The organism is Nocardioides panacisoli, from assembly GCF_039537325.1.
Classification (GTDB): Bacteria; Actinomycetota; Actinomycetes; order Propionibacteriales; family Nocardioidaceae; genus Nocardioides; species Nocardioides panacisoli.
Genome location: NZ_BAABAH010000001.1, coordinates 142,075 through 151,805 on the forward strand (window position 1 = coordinate 142,075; position 9,731 = coordinate 151,805).

The 9,731-nt window shown below is 72.2% G+C and carries 12 protein-coding genes; 8 read left to right on the plus strand and 4 right to left on the minus strand.

All coding sequences use genetic code 11. The features are described from left to right. The first annotated feature begins 202 nt into the window (after nucleotides 1-202). The 3 genes from dapF to ABD709_RS00700 all read left to right on the plus strand — a co-directional run bounded on the left by dapF (nucleotide 203) and on the right by ABD709_RS00700 (nucleotide 2,271). Nucleotides 203-1,066: a diaminopimelate epimerase gene (gene dapF / locus ABD709_RS00690; protein WP_344771845.1), complete on the plus strand. Its 864-nt coding sequence runs from the start codon at nucleotides 203-205 to the stop codon at nucleotides 1,064-1,066. 79 nt (nucleotides 1,067-1,145) lie between these two features. Further along, nucleotides 1,146-1,409, plus strand: a complete 264-nt coding sequence (locus ABD709_RS00695; RefSeq protein ID WP_344771846.1) for a hypothetical protein — start codon at nucleotides 1,146-1,148, stop codon at nucleotides 1,407-1,409. An 85-nt stretch (nucleotides 1,410-1,494) separates the two neighbouring features. Then, complete coding sequence (locus ABD709_RS00700; protein ID WP_344771847.1) at nucleotides 1,495-2,271, plus strand: SDR family NAD(P)-dependent oxidoreductase; 777 nt, start codon at nucleotides 1,495-1,497, stop codon at nucleotides 2,269-2,271. Between the two features lie 88 nt (nucleotides 2,272-2,359). Here the strand turns inward: ABD709_RS00700 and ABD709_RS00705 are convergent, their stop codons facing one another. After that, nucleotides 2,360-3,139 (minus strand): LuxR C-terminal-related transcriptional regulator, encoded by a 780-nt coding sequence (locus ABD709_RS00705; RefSeq protein WP_344771848.1) that lies wholly within the window; start codon nucleotides 3,137-3,139, stop codon nucleotides 2,360-2,362. 148 nt (nucleotides 3,140-3,287) lie between these two features. Here ABD709_RS00705 and ABD709_RS00710 point away from each other — a divergent pair, with 148 nt between their 5' ends. After that, a complete protein-coding gene (locus tag ABD709_RS00710) occupies nucleotides 3,288-3,614 on the plus strand; it encodes a hypothetical protein (RefSeq protein WP_344771849.1) in 327 nt (108 codons plus the stop codon). Nucleotides 3,615-3,623: 9 nt separating this feature from the next. On the opposite strand, the gene ABD709_RS00715 is transcribed toward ABD709_RS00710, so the two are convergent. The 3 genes from ABD709_RS00715 to ABD709_RS00725 are packed head-to-tail and all read right to left on the minus strand — an operon-like array spanning nucleotide 3,624 to nucleotide 5,393. Further along, nucleotides 3,624-4,277, minus strand: a complete 654-nt coding sequence (locus ABD709_RS00715; RefSeq protein ID WP_344771850.1) for a vWA domain-containing protein — start codon at nucleotides 4,275-4,277, stop codon at nucleotides 3,624-3,626. Between the two features lie 52 nt (nucleotides 4,278-4,329). Further along, nucleotides 4,330-4,722 carry a hypothetical protein gene (locus ABD709_RS00720; RefSeq protein ID WP_344771851.1) on the minus strand — a complete coding sequence of 131 codons (393 nt, stop codon included), beginning with the start codon at nucleotides 4,720-4,722 and terminating at the stop codon, nucleotides 4,330-4,332. A 44-nt stretch (nucleotides 4,723-4,766) separates the two neighbouring features. Next, nucleotides 4,767-5,393 (minus strand): hypothetical protein, encoded by a 627-nt coding sequence (locus tag ABD709_RS00725; protein ID WP_344771852.1) that lies wholly within the window; start codon nucleotides 5,391-5,393, stop codon nucleotides 4,767-4,769. Between the two features lie 309 nt (nucleotides 5,394-5,702). Here ABD709_RS00725 and hflX point away from each other — a divergent pair, with 309 nt between their 5' ends. Genes hflX through ABD709_RS00745 form a run of 4 tightly spaced genes read left to right on the plus strand, consistent with a single transcriptional unit; the run spans nucleotide 5,703 to nucleotide 9,648 of the window. After that, nucleotides 5,703-7,220 (plus strand): GTPase HflX, encoded by a 1,518-nt coding sequence (gene hflX, locus ABD709_RS00730; RefSeq protein WP_344771853.1) that lies wholly within the window; start codon nucleotides 5,703-5,705, stop codon nucleotides 7,218-7,220. 55 nt (nucleotides 7,221-7,275) lie between these two features. Next, a complete protein-coding gene (locus tag ABD709_RS00735) occupies nucleotides 7,276-7,962 on the plus strand; it encodes an SGNH/GDSL hydrolase family protein (protein WP_344771854.1) in 687 nt (228 codons plus the stop codon). 58 nt (nucleotides 7,963-8,020) lie between these two features. Then, nucleotides 8,021-9,178, plus strand: a complete 1,158-nt coding sequence (locus ABD709_RS00740; protein ID WP_344771855.1) for a calcium-binding protein — start codon at nucleotides 8,021-8,023, stop codon at nucleotides 9,176-9,178. A gap of 38 nt (nucleotides 9,179-9,216) precedes the next feature. Further along, nucleotides 9,217-9,648, plus strand: a complete 432-nt coding sequence (locus ABD709_RS00745; protein WP_344771856.1) for an SRPBCC family protein — start codon at nucleotides 9,217-9,219, stop codon at nucleotides 9,646-9,648. Nucleotides 9,649-9,731 lie beyond the last annotated feature (83 nt).

Consider the following 9,731-nt stretch of genomic DNA (forward strand, 5'->3'; position numbering starts at 1 on the left):
CCCCAGCGCCGACTCTGCCGGTGGTTGAGGTGCGAGGCGCCCCAGCGCCGACTCTGCCGGTGGTTGAGGTGCGAGGCGCCCCAGCGCCGACTCTGCCGGTGGTTGAGGTGCGAGGCGCCCCAGCGCCGACTCTGCCGGTGGTTGAGGTGCGAGGCGCCCCAGCGCCGAGCCTCGAAACCCCCGGCACCCCTACCCTTGATCCGTGACCACCGCCGCGCCGTACCCCTTCCTCAAGGGTCACGGCACCGAGAACGACTTCGTGCTGCTGCCCGACGTCGACGGCACCGTGCACGGTGCGCTCGCGGCCGACCGGGTGCGGGCGCTGTGCGACCGGCGCGCGGGCATCGGCGGCGACGGGGTGCTCCGGGTGATCCGCACGGCCGCGATCGAGGACGGCCGCGGGCAGGACGCGGAGTGGTTCATGGACTACCGCAACAGCGACGGCTCGCTGTCGGAGATGTGCGGCAACGGGATCCGGGTCTTCGGGCGGTACCTCGCGCGTGAGGGCCTGGTCGACCCCAGCGGCCCCCTGCCGATCGCGACCCGGGCCGGCGTCAAGACGCTCACCTTCGCCGACGGCGCGGTGGACGGCGAGATCACCGTCGACATGGGTACGCCCAAGGTTCTCGAGGAGACCGAGGTCGCGGTCGTCGGCGACGGCGTCGAGCGCTCCTGGCCGGCGGTGCACGTCGACATGGGCAACCCGCACGCCGTCGCCTTCCTGCGGGAGGGGGAGGAGCTCGCCGACGTCGGCCCGCTGCTCGACCCCCCGGTCCACGACGAGGACGTCTACCCCGACGGCGTCAACGTCGAGTTCGTCGTACGCCGATCGCGCGCCCACGTGGCGATGCGGGTGCACGAGCGGGGCTCGGGTGAGACCCGCTCCTGCGGCACGGGCGCCTGCGCGGTCATGGTCGCCGCTGCGCTCGCCGACGGCGCCGACCGCGGGACGCCGTACCTGATCGACCTGCCCGGCGGCACCCTCACGATCACCTGGACCGCCGACGACCGGGTCCTGATGTCCGGGCCCGCCGTGCTCGTCGCGGAGGGCACCACCTCGCTCTGAACCACCCGATCGGGCCCGGTTGAAGTGGGCCGTCGTGGATACCGCAACGGCGGCACCCAGGACGCGAGGGAGAACCGAGATGCCGGACGAGAACGAGAAGACGACCCACCGGCCCGAGCCGAAGGCCGAGCCGCCGGAGCCCGCCCCGGGCGGCCCGAACGCCGTACCGACGGTCGGTGGTGCGGGCCAGACCACCACGATCGGCCGCGACCCCGACCCGGAGAAGAACCCCGAGACCGCCGACGACCAGCTGCCCGACGAGACGACGGAGCCGGACGACACCGACACCGAGGCCTCCAAGGGCGGCGACGAGCACCCGTCGGAGAGCGAACCCGCCGGCTGACGCACGTCGTCGGTCGAGTAGCCCTCGCGAGGGACGAGCGAGGGCGTATCGAGACCCAGAACGCGTTCTCGCTAGTCTCCGCTGCATGGAACTCACCGGATCATCAGCCATCGTCACCGGGGGCGCGTCGGGCATCGGCGCGGCCTGTGCCCGCCAGCTCGCAGCCCGCGGCGCGACCGTCGTGGTCGCCGACCTCCAGGCGGACAAGGGCGAGGCCCTCGCCGAGGAGATCAAGGGCGTCTTCGCCCAGGTCGACGTGACCAACACCGAGCAGATCGGCGCCGCGGTGCGGGCCGCCGCCGACATCGCCCCGATCCGCGCGGTGGTCAACTCCGCCGGTATCGGCTGGGCCCAGCGGACCATCGGCCGCGACGGCACCGTCGAGTCGGCGCACTCGCTCGAGGCGTTCACGAAGGTCATCCAGATCAACCTGATCGGTACCTTCGACATGGTCCGCCAGGCCGCGACCGCGATGAGCCAGAACGACCCCGACGAGGACGGCTGCCGCGGCGCGATCGTGAACCTCGCCTCGGTCGCTGCCTTCGACGGCCAGATCGGCCAGGCGTCGTACTCCGCCTCCAAGGGCGGCGTCGTGGGCATGACCCTCCCGGTCGCCCGCGACCTCTCCGCCGCCGGGATCCGGCTCAACACCGTCGCCCCCGGCCTGATCGACACCCCGATCTACGGCGAGGGCGAGGCCGCCGACGCGTTCAAGGCCAACCTCGGCCAGAACGTGCTGTTCCCCAAGCGCCTCGGCACGGGCGACGAGCTCGCCTCGATGGTGCTGGAGTGCCTGACCAACTCCTACATGAACGGCGAGGTCATCCGCGTCGACGGCGGCATCCGGATGCCCCCGAAGTAGCGTCCCGGGGGGTCTCGTGACGGTGGCCGGGCCGGACCATGGATGGTCGAGGAGGTCGCGCAGCGACCGTCACGAGACCCATCAGCGTTCACTGCTGGCGGGGGCGCACCAGACCCGACTCGTACGCCGCGGCGACCACCTGCGACCGGTCGCGCAGGCCGAGCTTGCGCAGGATGCTCGCGACGTGGGTCTTGACGGTCCACTCGCTGATGAACAGCTCGCGCGCGATCTCGGCGTTGGCCATGCCGCGGGCGATGGCGCGCACCACCTCGAGCTCGCGGACCGTCAGCGCCGCCAGCTGCTCCGGAGCGGCTTCGAAGGCAGGCTTCCGCTCGGCCTCGGCGAGCCGCTGCGCAGCCTCGGCGAGGCGGTCGGCCAGCTCCCGGTTGTCGTCGCGCGCACGGGCGAGGTCCGTCGACCGCTGGAGCACGACGAACCCGACCAGCCACGCGCCGCCCACGACAACCGCGACGAAGACGCCGTCGCTCACGTCCTTGCCGATGCCGGCCGCGCCCAGCACGATCAGCCCGCCGGCAGCCGCCGCATGGGCCGGGCTCGCCCAGGCGCTCGACGCATAGGCCGCCACCATCGCGGCGATGAGCAGCACCAGTCCGTCGGTGGGGGTGGTGAGCACGCGCTGCGCGACGAGCGCGCCGAGCACGAGGAGCAGGACCGTGAGCGGGTACCTCCGGCGCAGGGCCAGCGGCACCGTCGCGACCAATGCCGTCACCGCCAGCACCGGCCGCGTCCCGACGACCTCCCCAACTCCCGGCACCAGCCGCGGCGTCCAGATCTCCAGCTGGGCCGCCACCGCGAGCGCGCCCGCGACCACGGCGTCCAGCGCCGTCGGAAGCCGGAGAGTGCGCATGGGCCGAAACTAGCCACCGCGCCGCCGCCGTGGGGTCGCTCTGGAGAGTGAGATCGGGTCGACCCGCTCGCTCGAGCGATGCGCCAGGCGAGCCTCGAAGCCGAGCGTGGGAGCACCGGAACCCTCCGGCCTTACCTAGGAGGTCGCCATGACCCGCTTCACCTCCAACCTCGTCGCCGCCGCGATCCTCGGCCAGCTCGTCGGCGAGCTCGGCTGGTTCGACGCGCTGTTCATCCCGCTCGTGCTCCTCGGACCGGTGATCAGCGGCGCAGTCGCGTCCGCACGCCGGCTCACCTATGCCTGGATCGCCGTCCTGTGGTGCAGCGCGGGCATCAACATGGCCTGGATGGACTGGGTGGTGAACCGCGAGGACGTGGCGTTCCACCTCGCCCTCGCGGTCCTGATGCCGCTCCTCGCGGGCATCGGGTACGGCGTCGTCAGCCTCGCCACCCGGTCGCGTCGTACGACGGCCTGACCGCGCGCCTCAGTCGGCGAGCGAGTCGCGCTCCTCGGCGGTGAAGGCCGCCATCACCGGAGCGGGGGCGCCTGCGGGGGCGGCGGCCTTGGCGGCGCGGTAGGCGCGCAGCTTGGCGCCCGCCATCGACATCGCCTCCTTGCTCTTGCCGCGGCTGTAGGTCACCGAGGCCTCGGCGGCGACGCCGAGGCCCTTGCCGACCTCGACGGCGTCCTGGTCGGCGCCCATGTACATGAACTGCCAGCCGTAGCCCTTGGTCTGCTGCTCGACCAGTGCCCGGACGGCGGGGTGGGTCCACTCGTGGCTGGCGTTCTCGAGACCGTCGGTCATGATCGCGACGATCACCGTGCCGGGACGCTCGGCCTCGGGCAGGGCGTCGAGCTCGGAGCCGGCGGTGGTGATCATCCGGCCCATCGCGTCGAGCAGTGCGGTCATGTTCCGCGGCTGGAGGTCCAGCGGCGGGACGTCGGCGAGCGACCTGTCGGAGTAGACGACGTCGTACTCGTCGTCGAACTGCGCCAGCGTCACCCGGCACTCGCCGGACGTCTTGCGCTGCTCCTCGATGAAGGCGGCGAAGCCGCCCTCGATGTCGGACTTGATCGACTGCATCGACCCGCTCCGGTCGAGCAGGAAGTAGAGGTGGGTGAGGTCCGCACGCGTCATCGTCACTCCGTCCCGGGCTCGGTCGTCTCTCGGACCGTGCCCATCCAGTCCCTCACGAGGAGGGCCGACGCGGCCTGAACCGCATCGGTGCGGGCGCCGCGGCCGGTTGCCGCGGCGTGCCCTGCTCCAGGTCGTACTTCGCCCGCTCGACGCCGGCCGCTGTCACCCGGCCCCGGTCGTCGGCGTACGCCCCGAGCTTCAGCGTCCGCGCCAGCCGAGGGCCGACGGCGTTCTCCGTCAGTCCGGCACTGGCGCCGGCAGCGCGCAGCGAGGCGTTCTGCTTCAGTACGGCGTCCGCCATCGACTCGTCGATCAGCTCGGTCAGTCGGTCGGCGGCCTCCCGAAGGTAGGGGAGGGCTCCGACGGAATCCCGGCCCTCGGCCTCGTCCAGCGCACGGCGTACGGCGGCGAGGGTCGTCGGGTCGGGGCGGTCGTCCTGGGTCATGCCGAACCGTACCGCAGAAACTGCGGACACGCAAGAAGTGCGTATCAGGCTGCCTGGGGGACGCCGACGCCGGGACGACGGCGGCGGAGGATGGCGCCGAGATCCGCCACCGCTCGCGCCATCGCGTCCACGGCCGCCGGGTGCGCGATCCGGGCGTGCGGCGCCGCGAGCTCGGCTCGCAGCCCGTCGGTGAGGGCGGTGAGGATGGTCAGCTGGACCCGGTTCGGCGGCAGGCCGGTCCAGGTCCGGAAGGCGTCGCCGACGAGATCGGCCTCGGTGGCGCGGAAGCTGGAGAGCAGGCCGGCGAGGTGCGGGTTCCCGACGTGCCCCTCGCCACGCCCGAGCTCGGCGAGAGCCAGCCAGACGCGAACACCGGAGATCTCCTCGTCGCTCTCGGGCAGCCGGATGAGCGGCGGGTCCGCCTCGAGTCCTGGGCGGACCCACTCCAACCACCGGGCGCCGTACGCATTCGCCACCAGCTGGAGCACGCGCCTTCGAGCGCCGTACTTCCCCGAGAACCGCTCGTTGAGCGCCTGTGGCGACAGGTCGACCGCCCGCGCGCAGGCGGCGATGCTGAACTCCTGCAGCCCCCGCGACCGCAGCACCCGGACCATGCCGTCGGTCAGCATGTCGACGAGGTCGGGTGAGTCGGGCCTGGTGAACGGATCCATGGCGCCGATGCTGGCCACCCCCGCCGACCGAACGCCGCGGTTCTCCACAGCCGCCACCGGCAGCTCGCTCCGTCCACAGGCGATCGCCCGCCCGCCGGCCCACCGTGGGGTCCGCGTGGCGTTCTTTATGTACGTACATCAAGCCGCGCCTGCCTTTATGTACGTACATCAAGCTTGATGTACGTACATAAAGGCGGCCGGCCGCCCGCCCCGGCGACCCCCATCAGCCGCCCGGCGGCGACCGCGGGAACACCTGGACCCGGAAACGGGTTCGCACTAGTGCACATGCAGACCTACGCTGAACGGCATATGACGAACCACGCAGAAGACTTCTCCCTCTCCGAGGAGCTCGACGAGACCGCGAGCTGGGACGAGACCGACGACGCCGTGAGCGAGGCCGACGACTTCGAGTCCGGCTACGCCGAGGACGACTACGTCTCGCCCGACGGCGACGACCCCGAGGCGAGCACCGGCGCTCTCGACCTGGCCGAGCGCCACCAGCTCCGCCGGGTCGCCGGGCTGCGCACCGAGCTCGAGGACATCACCGAGGTCGAGTACCGCCAGCTCCGGCTGGAGAAGGTCGTCCTCGTCGGCGTCTGGACCGAGGGCACCGTCCAGGACGCCGAGAACTCCCTGGCCGAGCTCGCGCTGCTCGCCGAGACCGCCGGCGCGGAGGTGCTCGAGGGCATCTACCAACGCCGCCAGAACCCCGACCCGGCGACGTACGTCGGCCGCGGCAAGGTCGACGCGATCCGCGAGATCGTCCAGGCGACCGGCGCCGACACCGTCATCTGCGACGGCGAGCTCGCGCCCAGCCAGCTCCGCAACCTCGAGGACCGGGTCAAGGTCAAGGTCGTCGACCGGACCGCCCTGATCCTCGACATCTTCGCCCAGCACGCGAAGTCCAAGGAGGGCAAGGCGCAGGTCGAGCTGGCTCAGCTCAACTACATGAAGCAGCGGCTGCGCGGTTGGGGTGGCAACCTCTCCCGCCAGGTCGGCGGCCGGGTGGCCGGCGGTGCCGGTATCGGCGGCCGCGGTCCCGGTGAGACCAAGATCGAGACCGACCGGCGCCGGATCAACGACCGGATCGCCAAGCTCCGCCGCGACCTCAAGGCCCTGCGCGGCACCCGCCAGACGATGCGCCAGGAGCGCCGCCGCAACCAGGTGCCAAGCGTCGCGATCGCCGGCTACACCAACGCCGGCAAGTCCAGCCTGCTCAACCGGCTGACCGGCGCGGGCGTGCTCGTCGAGGACGCCCTGTTCGCGACCCTCGACCCGACCACCCGCCGCACCCAGACCAAGGACGGCCGGGTCTACACGATGTCCGACACGGTCGGGTTCGTGCGGCACCTGCCGCACCAGCTGGTCGAGGCGTTCCGCTCCACGCTCGAGGAGGTCGCCGACGCGGACCTGATCGTCCACGTCGTCGACGGCTCGCACCCCGACCCCGAGGGCCAGCTCTCCGCCGTGCGCGAGGTGCTCGCCGACATCGGGGCCGGCGACGTGCCCGAGCTGGTCGTCGTCAACAAGACCGACCTCGCCGACCCGCTCGTCGTGCAGCGGCTGCTGCGCTCCGAGCCGCACTCGGTGGCCGTCTCCGCCCGCACCGGCGCCGGCATCGCCGAGGCGGTCACGGCGATCGAGGGCGACCTGCCCCGGCCCGCCTACACCTTCGACGCCCTGGTGCCCTACGCCCGCGGCGACCTCGTCGACCGGATCCACCGCGACGGCGAGATCGACGACCTCGAGCACACCGCCGACGGCACCCGGATCAAGGGACGCGCGACCGAGGCGCTGGCGGGCGAGCTGTCGGCGTACGCGGTCTGATCACAGTTTCGCCGTTCGTCGGACAAATCCCGGTCGGAAACCGCACGATTCCGTCGTGCAGACTCGGGGAAGGATCGCCGCAGCGGCGATCGTGGTCGCGCTCGTCGCGACGGTGATCGCCGTGCTCAGCGCGCGCGCGGGCGCCCACAACGTCTGCGCGGGCAACCGCTCGCAAGCCCAGGAACGAGGTGCACTGGTGACCGGAACGGGACCGGAGGTCCTGGTCATCGGCGACTCCTACTCCGTGGGGCTCGGCGTGAAGCCGGCCGAGAGCTGGCCGACGTACCTCCCCGGCCGCGTCCGCGTCGACGGCTTCTCCGGCTCCGGGTTCTCCTACGCCGCCAGCGGCTGCCCGGGCGTCGACTACGCCACCCGCGCGGAGACGTCGGTGCTGGAGAGCACGAAGTACGTCGTCGTCGAGGGCGGGCTCAACGACTACGACCAGCCGATGTCGGAGGTCCAGGACGGGTTCCGCCGGCTGATGCAGGTCCTCGGCGACCGCGAGGTGCTGATCGTCGGGCCGGCCAACGCGCCGAGCCGCGTCGAGGAGGTGCCGGGGATCGACGAGGAGCTCGCCCGGCTGAGCAAGGAGTACGGCGCCACGTACCTCTCCATGCTCGACCTCGACCTCAGCTACCAGGATGACGATCTGCACCCGGACGTCAACGGCCACCGGCTGTTCGGCGAGCGCGTCGCCACCGCGGTCGAGAACGCCTGGCACCTGAGCGACCGCGTCGGCTGAGGCGACCCGACCGACGGACCGTCCGCCCACCACCCGCCCGGCGTGGCAGGCTGGCCGGGTGCTCCCCCTGCTCCGCGCCCTCGTGCCTGCCCTCCTCGTCGTCACCGCCCCGACCCTGGCCCCTTCCCCGGCCCATGCGGGCACGCTGCCCCGCTGCGACGGTGAGCTGGTGACGATCGACCTCAACGACCCCGACCACGAGGACCCGGACAGCAACCTCAGCTCGGTCATCCTCGGTACCCCCGGCGACGACGACATCCAGTCCGGCAGGGGCGACGACCTGATCTGCGCCGGCGACGGCGACGACACCGTCGACTCCGGCCCCGGCGTCGACGACGTGTTCGGGGAGGGCGACAACGACACCCTCACCGGCGGCAACCTCGGCGACAACCTGCACGGCGGCCCCGGCGACGACGTGCTCATCGGCGAGACCGGCGACGACCTCCTCGACGGCGGCGACGGCACCGACGTGATCCGGTACGGCGGTGCGAGCGTCGGCATCGTCATCGACCTGGGCCGGACCACGCCGCAGACCAACGGCGGCAACGTCGGCGACGACACCGTCGAGGCCGTCGAGAACATCGACGGCACCAGGTACGACGACGACCTGACCGGCACCGAGGACGCCAACCTGTTCGACAGCGGGGACGGCGCCGACCGCCTCCACGGCAACGGCGGCGACGACGTCTTCCGCAGCGGCGCCGGCGACGACCTGCTGTACGGCGACGCCGGCGCCGACCGGCTCGACGCCTCGGCGGGCAACGACATCCTCGCCGGCGGCGCGGACGACGACGTCCTGCTCGGCGGCGGCGGCCGCGACCTCGTCGACGCCGGCCCGGGCGACGACGACGCGATCGCCGGCTTCGGCGCCGACTACCTCCTGGGCGGCGCAGACGACGACGACCTCAACGGCGGACCGGGCGTCGACTACCTCAGCTACATCGACGCCCCCGACGGCGTCGTCGTCGACCTGGCCGTGGACGCCAGGCAGGACACCGGCGAGGGCCTCGACAAGCTGCGCAGCATCGAGACCGTCCAGGGCTCGCCGTACGCCGACCGCCTGCTCGGCTCGCGCCGCGCCGACACCCTCGACGGCAACAAGGGCGACGACGTCCTGCGCGGCCGCAAGGGCAACGACGAGCTGATCGGCCGGGCCGGCACCGACACCTGCGCCGGCGGCCCGGGGCGCGACCGGATCTTCACCTGCGAGCGCTGAGCCCGGTTCCGGGCCCACCGGGCGGGTACCTCCCGCTCATGCCCAGTGTCGAGCGGACCATCACCGTCGCCCAGCCCGTCGAGAAGGTCTGGACCTACCTGTCCGACTTCACCAACACCGAGGAGTGGGACCCGCCGACGGTCTCCACCGTGCGTACCAGCGGCGACGGCGGCGTCGGGACGACGTACACGAACGTCTCGAAGTTCCTCGGTCACGAGAGCGAGGTGAAGTACGAGGTGGTGCGGTTCGAGCCCAACAGCGTCTTCGAGCTCACCGGCTCCGCCTCGGGGCTGGACCTGCGCGACACGATCACCTTCGAGGAGAGGGACGGCGGCACCGCCGTCACCTACCACTCCGAGTTCGAGCCGCACGGCGCGGCCAAGCTGGCCAACCCGCTCCTCGACGGCGGCCTCGAGCTGCTCGGCAACAAGGTCGCCAAGAGCATCGAGGAGAAGCTCCAAACCCTCTAGCCACCGGTGGTCGAGGAGGTCGCCCCGGCGACCGGCGCCCGGTGGTCGAGGAGGTCGCCCTGGCGACCGGCGCCCGGTGGTCG

What these genes read in the sequence shown, in the direction of transcription:
- ABD709_RS00695 (WP_344771846.1), top strand. Translation starts at nt 1,146, where the DNA reads ATGCCGGACGAGAACGAGAAGACGACCCACCGGCCCGAGCCGAAGGCC.
- ABD709_RS00700 (WP_344771847.1), top strand. Translation starts at nt 1,495, where the DNA reads ATGGAACTCACCGGATCATCAGCCATCGTCACCGGGGGCGCGTCGGGC.
- ABD709_RS00705 (WP_344771848.1), bottom strand. Translation starts at nt 3,139, where the DNA reads ATGCGCACTCTCCGGCTTCCGACGGCGCTGGACGCCGTGGTCGCGGGC.
- ABD709_RS00710 (WP_344771849.1), top strand. Translation starts at nt 3,288, where the DNA reads ATGACCCGCTTCACCTCCAACCTCGTCGCCGCCGCGATCCTCGGCCAG.
- ABD709_RS00715 (WP_344771850.1), bottom strand. Translation starts at nt 4,277, where the DNA reads ATGACGCGTGCGGACCTCACCCACCTCTACTTCCTGCTCGACCGGAGC.
- ABD709_RS00720 (WP_344771851.1), bottom strand. Translation starts at nt 4,722, where the DNA reads ATGACCCAGGACGACCGCCCCGACCCGACGACCCTCGCCGCCGTACGC.
- ABD709_RS00725 (WP_344771852.1), bottom strand. Translation starts at nt 5,393, where the DNA reads ATGGATCCGTTCACCAGGCCCGACTCACCCGACCTCGTCGACATGCTG.
- hflX (WP_344771853.1), top strand. Translation starts at nt 5,703, where the DNA reads ATGACGAACCACGCAGAAGACTTCTCCCTCTCCGAGGAGCTCGACGAG.
- ABD709_RS00745 (WP_344771856.1), top strand. Translation starts at nt 9,217, where the DNA reads ATGCCCAGTGTCGAGCGGACCATCACCGTCGCCCAGCCCGTCGAGAAG.